Origin of the sequence: Kribbella sp. NPDC048928, assembly GCF_043197975.1 — a bacterium.
Classification (GTDB): domain Bacteria; phylum Actinomycetota; class Actinomycetes; order Propionibacteriales; family Kribbellaceae; genus Kribbella.
Genome location: NZ_JBICUC010000004.1, coordinates 691,644 through 708,834 on the forward strand (window position 1 = coordinate 691,644; position 17,191 = coordinate 708,834).

A 17,191-nucleotide genomic window follows, 5' to 3' on the forward strand; every position below is an offset into this window, starting at 1 on the left:
CCACCGGCCGCCCGGGCAGCATCACAAGTGAACAACCGACCGGATCTCCAGCGTGTTCCCGCGGGAGCCGGATGCGACACCATGTTCGCCACCAGCGAATTCCCCGAACTACCTGCGGACTCAGTCACCGACGCCGACACGCCCGGGTCCCACTCTGTGAAACAACCGGAATGCGGACGGTCCCGGCACCCCACTTCGGGTGCCGGGACCGGCGAAAGCTGAAAACCCGTACCACCGCGCCGAGCGGAGCGACGCGGGTAGTTACTTCGCTTCGTTGTACGCCGCGCGCACCTCGGCGGAGATCCGGCCGCGCTCGCTGACGTCGTACCCGTTCTCCTTGGCCCAGGCCCGGATGTCCGCGGAGTCCGACGCCGAGCGGCCACCACGGCCCCGGGAGCGGCCCGCAGCACCCCGGCGGCCGGCTACGCGGCGGCCGGAACCGACGTACGCGGCGAGGGCGTCGCGCAGTTTGGCGGCGTTCTTCTTGGACAGGTCGATCTCGTAGGTCGTTCCGTCCAGCCCGAATGTGACGGTCTCGTCGGCCTTACCGCCGTCGAGATCGTCCTCGAGAACCACCTGCACCCTTTGTGCCATCGATGACAACCTTTCCGCGCCCGCCATCGGGCACAATCCCCCTGCTGAATTGTTAGCACCTGATTTGTACCGCACAAACCAGGTTCTTGTCATTCATCGACGCAGCGGAGTCGTGGTGACCTTGCGTATTCATCCGGTTCGAACCGGCCGGTCCGGAATCACCGTACCGGCTCCGAAACAAAACCGGGGACCCGGGATTTGCGAAGGCCGTCCGTTGTGCTATGCAACGACCTGGGAAAATCACTCAGGCCGCAGCAACGGGAACAGAATCGTCTCCCGGATACCGGTACCGGTGAGCAACATCACCAACCGATCCAGGCCCATCCCCATGCCACCGGCCGGCGGCATCCCGAATTCCATCGCGCGCAGGAAGTCCTCGTCGAGATCCATCGCCTCCGGGTCGCCGGCCGCGGCCAGCAACGACTGCTCCTCCAGGCGATCGCGCTGGATCACCGGGTCGTTCAGCTCCGAGTACGCGACCCCGAGTTCGACCCCGTTGAAGAACAGGTCCCAGGCCTCGACCAGCCCCGGAATTTCCCGGTGCGGCTTCGCCAGCGGCCGCGCCGACTCCGGATAGTCGCGCACAAAGGTGGGCTGGATCAGGTTGTGCTCGCAGAGCTTCTCGAACAAGTCGACGGCGATCTCGCCGGCATTCCGGCCGGGCTGCAGCTCGACCCCGTGCTGCTCGGCCAACTTCAGCAGCGTGGGCAGGTCGGTGGTCACGTCGACGCTCTCCCCGACCGCTTCCGAGAGCAGCCCGAAAAGCGTCGCGTGCTGGAACGGCTGCTCGACGTCGATGGTCGAACCGTCGCGCCCGGTGACCGTCGTCCGGCCGATCGCCCGGCCCGCGTTCCGGATCAGCTCCTGGATCAGCTCGGCCATCGTGTCGTAATCGCCGTACGCCTGGTACGCCTCGATCATCGAGAATTCCGCCGAGTGGGTGGAGTCCAGCCCCTCGTTGCGGAACGTCCGCCCGATCTCGTAGACCCGGTCGACGCCGCCGATCATCGCCCGCTTGAGGTCGAGCTCGAGCGCGATCCGGAGCTTCATCTCCTGGTCGAACGCGTTCAGGTGGGTCGAGAACGGCCGGGCCGCGGCGCCGCCGTTGGTCAGCTGCAGCACCGGCGTCTCGACCTCGACGAAGCCGTGGTCGTCGTACGTCGCGCGCAGCGCCTTCAGGACGGCTGCCTTCGCGCGGACCATCTCGCGCGCCTCGGGACGCACGATCAGGTCGACGTACCGCATCCGGACGCGGGCCTCTTCGCTGAGCGGCTTGTGCTCGTTCGGCAGCGGGCGGAGCGTCTTGGCGGCCATCTGCCACGCGGTTGCCTGTACGGACAGCTCGCCGCGCCGGCTGGTGATGATCTCGCCCTGCACGGACAGCAGGTCGCCGATGTCGACGAGGTGCTTGAACCGGGCGAGCCCCTCGTCGCCGAGGTCGGCCAGCGAGAACATCACCTGCAACTCGGTCCCGTCGCCCTCGCGGAGCCGTACGAAGCAGAGCTTGCCGGTGTTGCGCAGGAAGATCACCCGGCCGGTCACCGCGACCTGCTCGCCGGTCCGGGTGTCGGCCGCCAACTCCTGCGCGTCGTACTTCGCCCGGAGGTCCTTCAGCAGGTGCGTCCGCGGCACCGAGATCGGGTACGGCGGCACTCCCTCCGCCACCAGGTGGTCACGCTTCTCCCGGCGAACCCGCATCTGCTCGGGCAGGTCGTCCTGCCCGCTGTCGGGGTTCGTTGGGTTCACGTGTGCGTCAGTCATGCCCAAAGGCTAGTGACTGAGTGCCTCGAGTTCCGAATCCTTTGTCGCGCCCGGCACCTGCTCCTTGGTCCGTACGACGAGCACGCCGACCACCGCGGCGGCCGTCGCGCAGGCGATTCCGGAGGTCACGAACGTCCCGCGCGGGCCGAGCAGCGCACCCGCCAGACCGCCGAGCAACATCGCGAAGATGCTGAACGAACGGACCGTTCCGTTCAGCGCGGCGATCACCCGGCCGCGCAGCGCCTCGGCCGACCGGGTCACCACGAGCGCGCTGGTCGCCGCGTTCAGCAGGCCGCTGCCGACGCCGATCGTGGTGGCGCCGATCATCAGCATCACCAGGTTCCCGGCCAGGCCCATCAGCACGCTGGACCCGCCGATCGCGGCCATCCCGCCGACGACCGCCAGGGACCGGGCGCGGTCGCCGCGCAGCCTGCCGCTGTACCAGGCGCCGAGGATCGCACCGGCGCCGGTCGCCGCGCCCGCCGCGCCGTACAGGCCAGGACCGAGGCCGAGCTCGCCGGTGATCAGGAACACCTCCACGACGTTGGCCGCCTCGCCCGCCACCACGAAGATCCAGAGCGCCGGCACCAGGATCCGCAGTACGTCGTCGCCGAAGATCGCCCGCAGGCCGGCGGAGACGCCGCCGCGCTCACGAGCCGCACCGGGCTCGGGCTTGCGCCGGGTCCGGACCAGGCCCGCCACCACCGCGAGCACCAGGAAGGTCGAGGCGTCGACGAGCAGGGCGCCGCGGCTCCCGGACCAGCCGACCAGGACGCCGCCCGCCGCCGATCCGGCGAGCGTCGCGACGCCGATCAGTGCCTGGCTGGTCCCGGTAGCGCGGCCGACCAGCTCCTCACCGACGATCCGCGGAATCAACGCGCCCCATGCGGGACCGGCCACGGCCTGACCGACCTGAAGCACACACACCAGCGCGAGCGTGCTGACGAGGTCGTGGACGAATGCCAGCCCGACCCCCGCGGCCACCTGCAGCAGGCCCGACCAGACCAGGACGGTCCGGGAGTCGTACCCGTCCACGATCCGTCCCGCGAACGGGATCATCGCGACCGTCGGTACGGCGAACGCGAGCAGCAACGCCGTGACGGCGGCCGGCCCGTGCCCGTCGGAGACCCGCAGCAGCAGCGCGATCAACGCGATCGAGTCCCCCGCGTACGACAGCGCACGGGCCGGCAGCACCAGCCGTACGTCCCGGTTGGACCAGATCGAAGTGTGAAGTGGTTGCTTCATAGTTGTGAAGTAAACCCTTCAGATTTGACGGCGTCAAGAGGTTCGCTACGCTGACCTGGTGGCGAAGAAGAAGCGGCTGGTGATCACCGACCCGCGAGCGATCCGTGCGCTTGCGCATCCGGCCAGGCAGCGGGTCATCGACGAGCTGTTCAACGGCCGGGTGCTGACCGCGACCGAATGCGCGGAACTGGCCGGCCTGACCCCGTCGGCGATGAGCTACCACCTCCGCGCGCTGGAGAAGTGGGGCATCATCCGCCGCGCCGACGAGTCCACCGACGGCCGCGAACGCCCGTGGGAGGCACCGGCGAGCAGTCTGATGATCTCCTCGCAGTCGACCGGCGCCGGCCGGCTCGCGAGCCAGGCGATGATCCGGACCGCGATGGACGCGGTCGCCGACCAGTTCCTGGAGATGGCGGTCGACGATCCGTGGGACGACGTCAGCTCGATGAGCAGGTCGCGGCTGTGGCTGACCCACGAGGAGGCGAAACGGTTCTCCGACGAGCTGAACGCGATCGTCGACCGGTACAAGAAGGGCCGGTCGGCGAAGAGTCATCCGGCAGCCGCCCGGGAGGTCACGTCACTGATCGCGGTGGTGCCGACCGGCGAGGCGCCGGAGCAAAGCTGAACCGTTAGCTGCCTCGGGACGTATCTCGGAGTACCTTCGAGTAGAGGCAACTTCGTATGCAGTCCTGGATTCTTTGGCTGATCGTCGCCGCCGTTCTCGGCACGGCCGAGTTGATGGCTGCGACTTTCGACCTGCTCCTGCTCGCGGTCGCCGCGCTGGCCGCCGCCGGGGTCGGCGCGGTCGGGCTCGGCATCGCCTTCCAGGTGGTCGCGTTCGCGGTCACCGCCGTCACGATGATCACGCTGGTCCGGCCGGTCGCGCGCCGGCATCTGACCGGCCACCCGGGCCTGCGGTCCGGGGTCGCCGCACTGGTCGGGCGGGAGGCCGTCGTGCTCGCGCCCTGCGACCGCGACGACGGCCGGGTCCGGATCGGCGGCGAGGAATGGAGCGCGCGGTCCTACGACCCGGACCTGCACATCCCCGCGGGGACCCGGGTCGACGTGTTCGCCATCGAGGGGGCTACCGCCCTCGTGCATCCCCAGGAGGAACCATGGCCGAACTGATCATCGGAATCGTCGTGGCACTGCTCGCGGTCGTTCTGGTTCTGCGGACCGTGCGGATCGTCCCGCAGGCGCGGGCCAGCAACGTCGAGCGCCTCGGCCGCTACATCCGTACGCTGGAGCCGGGGCTGAACGTCGTGATCCCGTTCATCGACCGGCCGCGGCAGCTGATCGACCTGCGCGAGCAGGTGGTGTCGTTCGAACCCCGGTCGGTGATCACCGAGGACAACCTGGTCGTCGACATCGACACCGTCCTGTACTTCCAGGTCACCGACCCGCGCGCGGCGGCGTACGAGATCGCGAACTACATCCAGGCGATCGAGCAGCTCACCGTGACCACGCTCCGGAACGTGATCGGATCGCTGGACCTGGAGAAGGTCCTGACGTCGCGCGAGCACATCAACTCCACCCTCCGTGGCGTCCTCGACGAGGCCTCCGGCAAGTGGGGGATCCGGGTGAACCGGGTCGAGATCAAGGGCATCGAGCCGCCGGTCTCGATCAAGGAGTCGATGGAGAAGCAGATGCGCGCCGAGCGCGAGAAGCGGGCCACGATCCTGGCCGCCGAGGGCCAGCGGCAATCCAAGATCCTGACCGCGGAAGGCGAGCGGCAGGCCGCGATCCTGCGCGCCGAGGGCCAGGCGAAGGCGATCGACGCGGTCTTCGACGCGATCCACCGCAACGACCCGGACCCGAAGCTGCTCGCGTACCAGTACCTGCAGATGCTCCCCGAGCTCGCCAAGGGGCCCGGCAACACGTTCTGGGTGATCCCGTCCGAGGTCACCTCCGCGCTGCAGAACGTGACCAAGGCGTTCACCGGCGAGACCCCCAAGATTCCCACCGAGATCCCCTCAGAGAACGGGCACAACCCTGAAATCACCCCCAGATAGTTGCCCCGGCACCTAATCGGTTGTCTCTCGATGTCACTATGGGTGCATGGGGGAACCTCTGCTGCTCGCGCAGGCCATCGCCATCCCGACCGGCGTCGCCGTGCTGGCGTACCTGGTGGTCGGACTCGTCATCGGCGTCGAGAGCATGGGCGTGCCGCTGCCCGGTGAGACCACGCTGATCGCGGCCGCACTGCTCGCCTCACAGCACCATCTGAAGATCGAGTTCGTCATCCTGGCGGCCGCGCTCGGCGCGATCGTCGGCGACTCGATCGGGTACTTCATCGGCCGCAAGGCCGGGCGGAGCCTGTTCGAGCGGCTCGGCCGGCGCTTCCACCACTTCTCCCCTGACCGGATCGTCCGCGCGGAGAAGTACTTCCACAAGTACGGCGTCTGGACGGTGTTCTTCGGCCGGTTCGTCGCGCTGCTGCGGATCTTCGCCGGCCCGATGGCCGGCATGCTGCGGATGCACTACCCGCGGTTCCTGGCCGCGAACGCCGCCGGCGGCATCGCGTGGGCAACGACGATCGGCATCGTCGCGTACAAGATCGGCGACAACGCCGACCAGATCTTCGGCCGGGTCTCGGTCGGGGCGCTGATCGCGGTCGCGGTCGTCGCGGTCGTGCTGTACGTCGTGCACCGGGTCCGCAAGCGCCGTCGCGAGCAGGCCGAGACCACGGCCGCGGCTACGGCGCCCGAGTCAGCGGACGTGTAGCGGCAACTGCGGTGTGGTGATGCCCTCCATCGGCCGGCCGAACATCATCGCGCCCGGCACCACGATCCGGTAGACGAAGTCCCCCGGCTGCGCGGCCGTGAAGGTCAGCGCGGCCACACCCTTGCGCATCGCGAGCGGCTTCGAGTTCACCCATTTGCGGGTCTGCCGGTTCCAGGCCTGCAGCATCACGGTCGTGTTCAGCGCCGGTGCGACGCCCACGGACACCGTCACCGCGGTCCCGTGCGGCTTCGCCGTCGCCCCACCGGCGAACCCGGCCGAGACGACCCGGACGACGCTCTTCGTGTACTCCGGCTTGCTGCTCGACGTACCGGTGAACGTGCTGCCCTTGCTGTACACAGGCACGGTGATCTTGTACGGCCGGCTGCCGCCGGTCAGTACGGGGATGTCGTAGTACCCACCCGAGGTCGTCGCACCGCGCGCCGCCGGCGTCCAGCGCGAGCCGGGTGTGACCTGCGTCAGCACCACGACCGGTACGCCCGCCGGAGTCGCCCGCTTGCTCGTACACGGCGACTCGAGGTCGCACGCGGTCTCGTGCAGGATGACCCGGCCGCGGGCGTGGATCGGCACGCTGTACTGCGCCTTGGGCGGCACGGCGCCGCTGATCGAGCTGGTCAGCCCGAGGACCGCGCCGCCGGTCCCGGCGCTCCACTCGTTCTGGGTGCGGAGCTGGAAGGCGTACGGCGGCTTGATGCTCTTGATCACCTGGTGGTTCGACGTGGTCGCCGGGCCGATCGCCTTCAGCAGCTGACCGGGCCGGCCGACCATCGGCACGTACCGCTGGGTCTTCTTGCCGGTGACGTCCAGCGGGTCGTTCGGCGTGAAGTCCTGCGGCGCGACCGGCACCGACCACTTGATCAGCACCCCGCGGCCCTGCTGCGCCACCGTCGCCGCGCTCGGCCGCACCGGGCCGTCGGTGTCGAACACCGGCGACTTGGTCGGCTTGCTGCTCACGCCGCCCTGCGACGTACCGATAGCGACGACGACCTTGTAGTTGCCGTCGGACGGGAACTCCGAGGTCGGGATCGCCCACTGGTTCGGGTCGCCGGCCGGGATGTACTTCACGTACGACGGGCTCTCGCTGAGCACGCCCTCGATGGTGATCCGGTTCGGCTGGTTCGTGTCCTTCCACGTCACCATCACCGCGGCGCGCCCCTTGGGCGCCCAGGCCACGGCGACATCGGTCGGCGCCGGGTCCGAGGCACAGGCCGTCAGACAGGTGGCTCCCGCCACAACGGCGAGCGCCACGGCGAGCATCCGCCGCACTCCGACCACCTCCGCCTCACGGTGCCGTCTCAGAAGGCCAGGTCGCAGCCAACCGGGTGAACCATACCCAGTCGCGGGTGCCCTCCCCCCACACCCGTTGCCGGATCGGTATGCCGGACCTACCGTGAGAGGAGCCAAAAAGGGGGAATCACGATGGCTTTCATCAGTACGCCCGACGACCCGGCGCTGTTCGCCGCCAACCGGGCCGCGGCCGGGCACGTGCCCAACTTCGTCCACACGTTCGCTGCGCGACCGGCCGTGTACGAGGCGTGGAAACAGCTGAACGGCGCGATCAAGGAGTCGATGGACCTGCGCCGCTACGAGCTCGCGACCCTGGCGGCCGCGACCGCCCTGAAGTCGAGCTACTGCAGCCTCGCGCACGGCCAGGTCCTGGCCGACAAGTTCTACACCGCCGAGGAAGTCGTGGCCCTGGTCGACGAGCCGCCGAACGATCCGGTCGACCGCGCCGTGATGGCCTTCGCCCGCAAGATCGCCCTGGCCGCCGATACCGCCACGCAGGCCGACGTCGACGGCTTGAAGGCGCTCGGCCTGACCGATGCCGACGTCCTCGACGTGGCCCTGGCCGCAGCCGCCCGAGCCTTCTTCTCCAAGACCCTGGACGCGACCGGCACCCAGCCCGACGAAGCCTTCAACGGCCTCCCGGACTCACTCCGTACGGCGCTCACGGTCGGCCGGCCGATCTACTCGGGCTGATTGTCCGGCGGGCCGCCGAGGTGGTACTTCGTGCTGACGCCGGTGTACATCAGGTGCGTGACGAGCCCCTGCGCCGCGTGCGGCAGGTTGTGGCAGTGGTCCATCCAGATGCCGGGGTTGTCCGCGACGAAGGCGACCTCGTAGGTCTCCTTGTCCTCGACGTTCAGGGAGTCCGTCCACCACGGGCTGCCGGTCGCTCGCACTCCGTCGCGGCTGAGTACGACGACGTGGTGGCCGTGCAGGTGCATCGGGTGCACCTGGCCCGAGGTGTTCTTGATCGTCATCCGGACGACGTCCCCCTCGGTGACCACGAACATCGGCACGTTCGGGTACTGGTGCCCGTTGATCGTCCACCACAGCCCGGGCTTCCCGTCGAAGAACCCGAACCGGCGGCCGATGTCGTACCGGAAGACCCGCTGCGCCTTCGCGGGGTCGAACCCGATCGGCTTCGGTGAGCCGTAACCGAGCAGGTCGACCCGTTCCCGCGGCTCGGTCCCCGAAGGCGCGTCGCCGTCCCCGATCACCAGCGTGGTCGGTCCGCCGCCGAGCCCGATCCGGACGGCCTTGGTGGTCGGTACCTCGAGGTCGATCCGCCCGCCGGCCGTGACCAGTACGGCCTTCCCGCTCACCTCGGTCGGCGCGTTCACGTTTGTCCCGTCGACCGCGAGCACCTTGTACGACGCGCCGTCGACCCAGACCGCCATCGGCCCGTTGTCGGTGTTGATCAGCCGTACGCGGGCCGTCGGACCGGGCGCCTCGACCCGGCGTTCGCCGTACTCGCCGTTGACCGTCCGCACCTTGTCGTACGTGTGCACGGCCGCGATCACGTCGGACGGACCCGGTTGGACGATCAGTACGCCGTACAGACCCTTCTGCACCTGCTCGTGCGAGACCTGGTGCGAGTGGTACCAGTACGTGCCGGCGTCCTGCGCGACGAAGCGGTACACGAACGACCGGCCGGGGCGGATCGCGTCCTGCGTCACGCCCGCGACACCGTCCTCGGCGTTCGGTACGTCGACGCCGTGCCAGTGCAAGGTGATGCCTTCGGCAACGTTCTCGTTGTGCAGCGTGACCTGCACCAGATCCCCTTGTGCCGCGATGATTCGAGGACCCGGTGAAGTGTGGTTCAGGGTGTACCCGTCCACCGTGCCGCGACCCGCGATGTCGATGCGCTCCTTGCGCGCAACGAGATCCACCGCGACATCGGGCTTCCGATCGGCCGGACCGGTCAGCTCGCTGACATCCTCACCGTGGTGGACGTGCGCCGACGCGGGGCCGCCACCGTAGTCGGCGTACCCCATCGCCATCGGCGACAAGTCCCCCGGCACCAGACTCCGCTGCCAGAAGAACCCGATCGGCGCCAGCACCACGAGCGTCGCCACGACAGCGATCAACGGCCGGCGCCGCCCGGCGAACTTGGTTGCCAACGGCATCTAGACGACGGTGGTGGGTTCGGTTGTTGCTGCCGGGCTCGGTGCCCGGGAGGCGCGGCGGGACGCCATGGTGGCGATGCCGAGCAGGCCGAACGCGTTCAGTCCGTGCAGCAGGCCGACCACCGGCGCGCTGAACGACAGGAACGCGAGCGCGATCTGCAGCACCACCAGACCGACGACGTACAACGCCCATTTGATGCCGCCGTCGACCTTCGCGAAGAACGAGACGATCAGCAGCAGCAATGCGATGATCGGGATGACCATCATTCCGACGGTTCCGTGCAGTGTCTGCCCGGCGTTCAGGTCGGAGTTCTTGTCGAACACCGCCCCGCCGTCGATGTCCTTGATGGCCGTGAACCCACCGAGGGCGATGAACATCGCCTGCAAGACCACGCCGACCGCGACGAGACTCGCCAACACCCGATAAGCAGCTCTCATGGTTCCCCCCTAGCTAGCTGCCTTCATGGTGATCCAGATCACCTCAAGGGCACAAGAGCTTTTCGGGGTCAGGCGTAATTTCGGGCGAAGGCCTGGTACAGACCGCGCAGGGTCAGTAACGGTTCGTCGCGTACCGGGGTGCCGAGTTCGCCGGCCAGCAGCGGCGCGAGGGCGCCGGTGAGCACGACCGGGAGGTCGTCGTTCAGAGACTGCTCGGTCCGGATCCGTGCGACCAGACCGTCGACCAGGGCCGCGAAACCGTGGATCGCGCCGGACTGCAGCGCCTCGACGGTGTTCTTGGCGACCACCGATCGCGGGCGGACCAGCTCGACCCGGCGCAACTGCGCGGCCGCCTCGCCGAGCGCGTCGCTGGCGGTTTCGATGCCGGGGGCAATCACTCCGCCGATGAACGCGCCGGCCGGGTTGACCACGTCGATCGTGATCGCCGTGCCGACGTCGACCACCACGCAGGGTGCGCCGTGCAGCGCGACCGCGGCGAGCGCGTTCGCGATCCGGTCCGTACCGACCTCGCGCGGGTTGTCCACGAGCACCGGCAGGCCGGTCTTCACACCGGGCTCGACGACGACGCTCGGCACGTTCCGGTAGTACCGGGAGACGACGTCCCGGAGCTCGTGCAGAACGTGCGGCACGGCGGAACACACGGCGATCCCGCTCACCGGTGTCTCGCCGGCGAGCAGGCCCTGCAGCAGCACGGCCCATTCGTCGGCCGTACGACGAGGATCGGTCCCGACCCACCAGTGCCGCTTGACCGTGCCCTCGAACACCAGGCCGACCAGCGTCCTGGTGTTCTCGACGGCAACAGTCAGCAACATCAGGCTTCCTTGAGGTCCAGACCGATGTCGAGGACCGGGGCGGAGTGGGTCAGTGCACCGACCGCGAGGAAGTCGACGCCGGTCTCGGCCACGGCTCGCGCCCGGTCCAGGGTCAGACCGCCGGACGCCTCGAGCCGTGCGCGGCCGGCGACCTTCTCGACGGCCTCACGGAGCAACGGGACGTCCATGTTGTCCAGCAGGATCAGCTCGGCACCGGACTCGACCGCGATCAGTGCGTCGTCGACCGAGTCCACCTCGACCTCGATCGAGATGTCCGGGTACGCCTTGCGGACCAGCCGGAACGCCTCCGCGACCCCACCGGCCGCGATCACATGGTTGTCCTTGATCAGCGCCGCGTCCGACAGCGCCATGCGGTGGTTCTTGCCGCCGCCGCAGCGGACCGCGTACTTCTCGAGGGAGCGCAGCAGCGGCATCGTCTTGCGGGTGTCGCGAATGACCGCGCCGGTGCCCGCCACCGCGTCCACCCAGCGCCGGGTCAGCGTGGCCACGCCGCTCAGGTGGCAGAGCAGGTTCAGCGTCGTGCGCTCGGCGGTCAGCAGCTGCCGGGTCTTGCCACGCGCCGTCAGCAGCACGTCACCCTGGTGTACCTGGGCGCCGTCGCGGACGCCGATCTCGATCTCGATCTCGTCCGGTGCCGCGACCTGACGGAGCACCAGCTCCGCGATCTCCAGACCGGCGACCACACCGTCGTCCCGAGCGACCAGCTCGGCGATCGAGACCTGGTCCTCCTCGACGGTGGACGTGGTGGTCACGTCGACGCCGCCCGCCAGGTCCTCTTCGATCGTGGCCCGCACGAGGTCTCCGGCCCATTGCCGGTCGACTGTCTCATCCATGCCGCTCATTCTCCTCGGAAACGCGCCTGTACAAACGTGGCCTGACGCACAACGTCAATTGGTGACCGTACCAAGCGAATTCATCGGAGGGTGATGGAGATGTTGTCGATGAGACGGGTCTGGCCTACTCGGGCGGCGATCAGCATGCGGGCCTCGCCGGGGCCGATCACCGGGCCCAGATCGGGAGCGCGCAGGGCGAGGTAGTCGATCTTCACCGACGGTACTGCCTCGAGCTCGGCCTGTGCCGCGGCCAGCACGGCGTCCGGACCGTTCATCCCGGCCTTCGCTCCAGCGCTCAGCGCCCGGTACAGCACGAGCGCCTCGTCACGCTCGGTCTCGCTCAGATAGCGGTTGCGCGAGGACCGCGCCAGCCCGTCGGGCTCGCGAACGGTCGGCACCGGCACGATGTCGACGTCCATGTCGAGGTCGCACACCATCTCCCGTACCAGCGTGAGCTGCTGGTAGTCCTTCTCACCGAACAGCGCGAGATCCGGCGCGGTCAGGTGCAGCAGCTTCGAGACCACGGTCAGCATGCCGGAGAAGTGCCCGGGCCGGAACACTCCCTCGAGCTCGTCCGCCAGCGGTCCCGGATGCACGGTGACCGACGGCTCGTTCGGGTACAGCTCGTCGCGCGACGGGTTGAAGACCAGGTCGACGCCCTCGTTCTTCGCGATCGCGAGGTCGGAGGCCAAGGTCCGCGGGTACCGGTCGAAGTCCTCGGCCGGCCCGAACTGCAACGGGTTCACGAAGATCGTCAGCACCACGCTGCCGTCCGGCCCGACCCGCTCGCGGGCCTCGGCGAGCAGCGCGGCGTGGCCCTCGTGCAGGGCGCCCATGGTCATCACGACCGCCCGGGGCCGGATCGCAGCCGCTGCCCGCAGCTCGGCCTTGGTCTGGGTGAGTCTCATCGCGGTGCCTCCCCTGTCCGATCTGACCGGTGCCCGTTCAGTACTTCGGTGAACCGTGCGGCCGTCGCAGCGTCCAGCCGGCCGTCCGCCGTCGCCAGCTCCAACGTCGCATCGGCCAGCTCGGCGTACGTACGCCGCACGCCGCCCTGCAGTACGGCCAGATGCGCAGCCACGGTGTCGACATCGCCCCGGGCGATCGGCCCGGTGAGCGCATGATGACCGGATCGCAGCGTGTTGTCGAGAGTCGCGGCCACCAGCGGGCCGAGCGTGGCGACCGGATCCGCGACCCCGGCGTCGCGCAGTACGGCGAGCGCCTGGGAGACCAGCGTGGTCAGGTGGTTCGCACCGTGCACGAGACCGGCGTGGTAGCGCGCACGCTGCTCGTCGGCGATCCACTGCACCTGAGCACCGACCGCCTTCACCAGCCGCTCCACGACGGCACGGGCCGCGTCGGGCGCGGTCGCGGTGAACATGACTCCGTCCAGCCGCACCGGTCCGCCCGGGAACGTCATCGAGGGGTGCAGCGCGACAGGTGTCGCGGCCAGACCGTTCAGTGGTGCCAGCCCGTGCGCTCCGGACAGGTGCACGACGTACTGCGCACTGGTCAGTGGAAGCGTGTGCGCCACGTCCTGGATGAGGTCGTCCGGTACGGCGACCAGCATGACGTCAGCGCGGGCGGTGACCTCGTCAGCGGTCAGCACCGGCACAGCGGGCAGGAGGCGAGCGGCGCGCTCCAGCGACGCGTCCGACCGCGCGGTCACTCCGACCAGGGGGTGTCCGGCTGCCGCCAAGGCTGCTCCCAGGGCGGTCCCGGCCCGGCCGGCTCCGATCAAGCCGATCCGTTCCATCACTCACTCTCTTCTCGTTCCAGTCCCACGGCGGGGTACCAGACGATCTATTAGCCAGGGTAGGTGATGAGAGCATGGGTGGGTGAGTGATGCGTGGGCGGCAGGGACCGAATTGACCGCGATTCTGATCACAGTGCCGGAGTTGGAGGCGTACACGGACCGCTGGCGGTCGGTGTCTCGTTCCACCGCACGGCCACAGGTCCCGCTGACCGAGCTCATCCCGCCACACGTGTCCGTACTGGTCCCCTGGGTTGCTGAGCCGACCGACACCGACAGGGCGCGGCTGCAGGCGGCCGTTGCGTCGGTGCAGCCGTTCGAGCTGAGCTTCCCGACCGCTGGTCAGTTTCCGAACGGTACGGCGTGGCTGAAGCCGGAGCCGTTCGACAAGGTCCGTGCCCTGCTCATGGCGGTGTTCGACGCGTTCCCGGAGTGCCCGCCGTACGGTGGCGAGTTCCCGGACCCGCATCCGCACCTGACCATCTCGTCGTCCAACCAGGGCGGCCCGGCTGTGGTCGCCGAGGCGAACGCCGCCCTGGCCGCCACGCCGGCTCCCACAGTCCAGCTCACCGAGCTGGGCCTGTGGCGCGAGGACGCGGAGGGCGTGTGGCGCCAGTTCGGCGCCGTACCGCTCGGCGCTCCTATCGCCTGACCTGAAAGCCCATCGGCGCCACTGCTGCCTCGCTGCGACGCCAGTCCGTCGGTACGTCGGCCGGTGTCAGCGCGCGTACCTGCTCGACGGCCGGATCGCGGAGGGCGTTGATCCGGACCGCCTGCTGCGAGACGGTCGCCTCGAACAGGTTCCGAACGTCGCGCCCGTTGCCGAAGTCCGGCGCGCTCCGGACCTGCTGCAGCGCCGCACCGATCCGCTCCAGGACACCATCGGCGAGCACGTAGCCCGCCTTGCCGCTCAGGTACTCGAAGATCTGCTCGAGCTCCGGCCCCGAATAGTCCGGGAACTCCACCGCAGTAGGCACTCGCGAGCGCAGCCCCGGATTCATGGCGAACAGCTTCTCCATCGGCTCGGTGTACCCGGCGAGCACCACCACCAGGTCGTCGCGGCGTTCCTCCATGAGCTTGATCAGGGTGGCGATCGCGTCCCGCCCGAAGTCGCTCAGGTCGGCCAGCGTGTACGCCTCGTCGATGAACAACACGCCGCCGAGCGCCCGCTCCACCAGCCGGCGCACCTTCGGAGCCGTGTCGCCGTAGCGATCGCCGACCATCTCGCTCCCGGTCGTCTCCACCAGGTGACCGACCCCGAGCAGGCCCAGGTCCCGGTAGATCTCGGCGAGCAGCCGGGCCACGGTCGTCTTGCCGGTGCCCGGGTTGCCGGTGAACATCAAGTGCCGCGACCGGTCCGCCGGCGGCATCCCCGCCTGCGCTCGCAGAACGTCCGCCTTGGCCTCCGCGGCCAGCCGCTCGACCGTGGCCTTGACCTCGCTCAGACCGGTCATCGCGGCCAGCTCGGCCTGCGGGTTCTGGTGCCGGCGCAGGTCGCCGAGACTCTCCTCGGACAAGCTGGTCACGTCGGCGAGCTCGATCGTCCGGACCTGGTCCAGACTCGGCGCCTCCATCCCAGCCAGCCGAACGGCCTGCAGCGTCGCGATCCGCTCGAGCAACGTACGGATCGTCCGGGCGTTGCCGAACCCCGGTGCCCGCGGCACCTTGTGCAGGCCGGCCAGCACCAGGTCCGACACCCCGTCCGCGAGCTCGAAGCCGGACTTCCCGACGGCGCTGAGGAAGATCTTGTGCAGCTCGATGTCGGTGTAGTCCGGGAAGTTGACGAAGGTCCGGATCCGCGATTTGACCCCGGGGTTGCTGTCGAGCAGCTGGTACATCTCGGCGGGGTACCCGGCCATCACCACGACCAGGTTGTCGCGGTGCTTCTCCATCAGCTGGATCAGGGTGGCGATCGCCTCCCGGCCGAAGTCCCGCCCGGAGCCGCCGTACAGCGCGTACGCCTCGTCGATGAACAGCACCCCGCCCAGCGCCCGCTCGACCACCTCGGTCACCTTCGGCGCGGTCTGGCCGATGTAGGTCGCGACCAGATCGGCCCGGCCGACCTCGACCAGGTGCCCGGAGGTGAGCATGCCCAGGTCCCGGTACACCTCGGCCAGGATCCGGGCCACGGTCGTCTTGCCGGTGCCGGGGTTGCCGCTGAACACCAGATGCCCCATCGGCTTCGGCAGCCGCAGGCCGGCTTCGATCCGCAGTTTCGCGACCCGGGCCTCCGCGACCAGTTCGTGCACGCGGGTCTTTACCGGGCCGAGCCCGATCATCGCGTTCAGGTCGGCGATCGGGTCACCGGCGGCCGGTACGTCCCCGCGCTGCGCGTCCGGCGCGGCCTCGTCCCCGTCGGCGCGGGTGGCCGCAGCGGCTGACGGCCGGAACGAGTGCAGGTCCCGCAGCCTGCGAATGAAGCCGGAGACCAGGAAGAGCTCCTTCGACGGCTTGGCCCGGTCCGGCAGCCCGTTCAGGCAGGCACCGACCTGATAGAGCGCTGCCAGGTACTCCCGGGCCTCGTACGGCGCTCCGGCCTCGACCGCGCGGGTCATCCAGTCCTGCCGCTGCCGCCGCCAGCCGGCCGGATCCGGCTGCGCCACCGGCTTGTCGAGTGCCTGCCGTACGTCCGCCGTACCGCCCGGCCCGAGCACCGTGAACGAGAGGCCCGCGGGAATGTCGGTCCGTCCGACCTGCCGGAACAGGCCCGCCAGTTCCTCCGTGAACGGCTTCTCCGCCTCCGGCGTAGCCGCCGAGACCTTCTCGTACGCCGCCTGCAAGCGGTTCACGCTGTGCACCATCAGGTCGAGCGGGTTGCCGGACAGGTTCGGGTACGCCTGCCGGATCGCGTCGTCGTCGAACTCCTCCGCCCAGCGCTTCAGCAACTCGCTCCGCGGCGCCTGGCTGTGCAACGCGAGCAGCTCCGGGGTGGCCAGCACACGGTCGAGCATCGTGGCCATCGCCGTCCAGCGAACCTGCAGGCTCGGGATGCCGGCCAGCAGGTCGAGCATGTCCCGGCAGGCCCGTACGTACGCCTCCTGCACGGCGACGTCCTTGCGGAGCGTGAACGGGATGATGAACTCCGCCTTGGTGTCCATCCAGTTGGCGACGTCGGTGTCCGGCTCGTACCGGACCTTGCGCCACTCGTTCAGGATCAGGAACTGCAGGCTGCGCGCCCCGCCGGCCACGATGCCGACCGGCGGCAGCAGGCTCTTGAACAGGTAGTAGAAGTTGTCGACAAGCAGCGGCGTGTCCTCGGCGAAGAATGTGTTCCTGACCATCTTCGAGTCGGGGGGCACCCGGGCGACGATCTCTCTGAGCTTCGCGGTCGTCTCGTCCAGCCATCCGGGGGTGACGACGAACGGGCGGTGCCGGCCGACGAGGTCGAACACAGGTTCGGCGGCGAACAGGACCCCGAGGTCTTCTGGAAGGATTGCCACGATGCCGATCCTAAGAGCGGTCTGGTCCACGTGACCGAGACCTTCCGCAACGCCTGGCAGCAAGCCCTGTACGGTCCGGACGGCTTCTACCGCCGGGAGCGGCCGGCTGCGCACTTCC

General features: G+C 69.1%; 17 protein-coding genes. 6 read left to right on the forward strand and 11 right to left on the reverse strand.

Annotated features, from left to right (window positions below; genetic code table 11):
• Nucleotides 1-261: 261 nt before the first annotated feature.
• The 3 genes from ACGFI6_RS21250 to ACGFI6_RS21260 form a co-directional block, all read right to left on the reverse strand.
• Nucleotides 262-594: an Lsr2 family protein gene (locus tag ACGFI6_RS21250; RefSeq protein WP_141855383.1), complete on the reverse strand. Its 333-nt coding sequence runs from the start codon at nt 592-594 to the stop codon at nt 262-264.
• Between the two features lie 240 nt (nt 595-834).
• Nucleotides 835-2,355, reverse strand: coding sequence for a lysine--tRNA ligase (lysS, locus tag ACGFI6_RS21255; protein WP_393120954.1), 1,521 nt, complete (start codon nt 2,353-2,355; stop codon nt 835-837).
• A gap of 9 nt (nt 2,356-2,364) precedes the next feature.
• Nucleotides 2,365-3,600: an MFS transporter gene (locus ACGFI6_RS21260; RefSeq protein ID WP_393120956.1), complete on the reverse strand. Its 1,236-nt coding sequence runs from the start codon at nt 3,598-3,600 to the stop codon at nt 2,365-2,367.
• Nucleotides 3,601-3,658: 58 nt separating this feature from the next.
• Here ACGFI6_RS21260 and ACGFI6_RS21265 point away from each other — a divergent pair, with 58 nt between their 5' ends.
• From ACGFI6_RS21265 to ACGFI6_RS21280, 4 genes are read left to right on the forward strand one after another with little or no spacing between them, the layout of a single operon-like run.
• Nucleotides 3,659-4,225 carry an ArsR/SmtB family transcription factor gene (locus ACGFI6_RS21265; RefSeq protein WP_393120957.1) on the forward strand — a complete coding sequence of 189 codons (567 nt, stop codon included), beginning with the start codon at nt 3,659-3,661 and terminating at the stop codon, nt 4,223-4,225.
• Nucleotides 4,226-4,281: 56 nt separating this feature from the next.
• Nucleotides 4,282-4,728 carry an NfeD family protein gene (locus ACGFI6_RS21270; protein ID WP_393120959.1) on the forward strand — a complete coding sequence of 149 codons (447 nt, stop codon included), beginning with the start codon at nt 4,282-4,284 and terminating at the stop codon, nt 4,726-4,728.
• Entirely contained in the window at nt 4,716-5,612 is an 897-nt protein-coding gene (locus ACGFI6_RS21275; RefSeq protein ID WP_393120961.1) for an SPFH domain-containing protein, read from the forward strand. Before ACGFI6_RS21270 ends, ACGFI6_RS21275 begins: the two co-directional genes overlap by 13 nt.
• Nucleotides 5,613-5,658: 46 nt before the next feature.
• Nucleotides 5,659-6,324, forward strand: a complete 666-nt coding sequence (locus ACGFI6_RS21280) for a DedA family protein (RefSeq protein WP_393120963.1) — start codon at nt 5,659-5,661, stop codon at nt 6,322-6,324.
• Here the strand turns inward: ACGFI6_RS21280 and ACGFI6_RS21285 are convergent.
• Nucleotides 6,310-7,599 (reverse strand): hypothetical protein, encoded by a 1,290-nt coding sequence (locus tag ACGFI6_RS21285; RefSeq protein WP_393121285.1) that lies wholly within the window; start codon nt 7,597-7,599, stop codon nt 6,310-6,312. The genes ACGFI6_RS21280 and ACGFI6_RS21285 overlap by 15 nt on opposite strands.
• A gap of 162 nt (nt 7,600-7,761) precedes the next feature.
• Between ACGFI6_RS21285 and ACGFI6_RS21290 the strand changes: the two genes are divergently transcribed.
• On the forward strand, nt 7,762-8,322 hold the full coding sequence (locus ACGFI6_RS21290) for a carboxymuconolactone decarboxylase family protein (protein ID WP_393120965.1): 561 nt from the start codon (nt 7,762-7,764) through the stop codon (nt 8,320-8,322).
• On the opposite strand, the gene ACGFI6_RS21295 is transcribed toward ACGFI6_RS21290, so the two are convergent.
• From ACGFI6_RS21295 to ACGFI6_RS21320, 6 genes are all read right to left on the reverse strand, one after another.
• Nucleotides 8,310-9,755, reverse strand: coding sequence for a multicopper oxidase family protein (locus ACGFI6_RS21295; protein WP_393120967.1), 1,446 nt, complete (start codon nt 9,753-9,755; stop codon nt 8,310-8,312). The genes ACGFI6_RS21290 and ACGFI6_RS21295 overlap by 13 nt on opposite strands.
• Nucleotides 9,756-10,193, reverse strand: coding sequence for a hypothetical protein (locus ACGFI6_RS21300; protein WP_393120970.1), 438 nt, complete (start codon nt 10,191-10,193; stop codon nt 9,756-9,758). It abuts the gene before it with no gap.
• A gap of 68 nt (nt 10,194-10,261) precedes the next feature.
• Complete coding sequence (locus ACGFI6_RS21305; RefSeq protein WP_393120972.1) at nt 10,262-11,026, reverse strand: type III pantothenate kinase; 765 nt, start codon at nt 11,024-11,026, stop codon at nt 10,262-10,264.
• Nucleotides 11,026-11,880, reverse strand: a complete 855-nt coding sequence (gene nadC, locus ACGFI6_RS21310) for a carboxylating nicotinate-nucleotide diphosphorylase (protein ID WP_393120974.1) — start codon at nt 11,878-11,880, stop codon at nt 11,026-11,028. The genes ACGFI6_RS21305 and nadC overlap by 1 nt, the downstream gene beginning before the upstream one ends.
• A gap of 80 nt (nt 11,881-11,960) precedes the next feature.
• The gene (panC, locus tag ACGFI6_RS21315; protein ID WP_393120976.1) at nt 11,961-12,788 is read right to left on the reverse strand and encodes a pantoate--beta-alanine ligase; all 828 of its coding nucleotides are present in this window, start codon (nt 12,786-12,788) and stop codon (nt 11,961-11,963) included.
• Nucleotides 12,785-13,636: a Rossmann-like and DUF2520 domain-containing protein gene (locus tag ACGFI6_RS21320; RefSeq protein WP_393120978.1), complete on the reverse strand. Its 852-nt coding sequence runs from the start codon at nt 13,634-13,636 to the stop codon at nt 12,785-12,787. The genes panC and ACGFI6_RS21320 overlap by 4 nt, the downstream gene beginning before the upstream one ends.
• Before the next feature lie 82 nt (nt 13,637-13,718).
• Between ACGFI6_RS21320 and ACGFI6_RS21325 the strand changes: the two genes are divergently transcribed.
• Complete coding sequence (locus ACGFI6_RS21325) at nt 13,719-14,285, forward strand: 2'-5' RNA ligase family protein (RefSeq protein WP_393120980.1); 567 nt, start codon at nt 13,719-13,721, stop codon at nt 14,283-14,285.
• Here ACGFI6_RS21325 and ACGFI6_RS21330 read toward each other — a convergent pair.
• Entirely contained in the window at nt 14,275-17,073 is a 2,799-nt protein-coding gene (locus tag ACGFI6_RS21330) for an AAA family ATPase (protein WP_393120982.1), read from the reverse strand. The two genes, ACGFI6_RS21325 and ACGFI6_RS21330, sit on opposite strands and share 11 nt — an antisense overlap.
• Between the last annotated feature and the right edge of the window lie 118 nt (nt 17,074-17,191).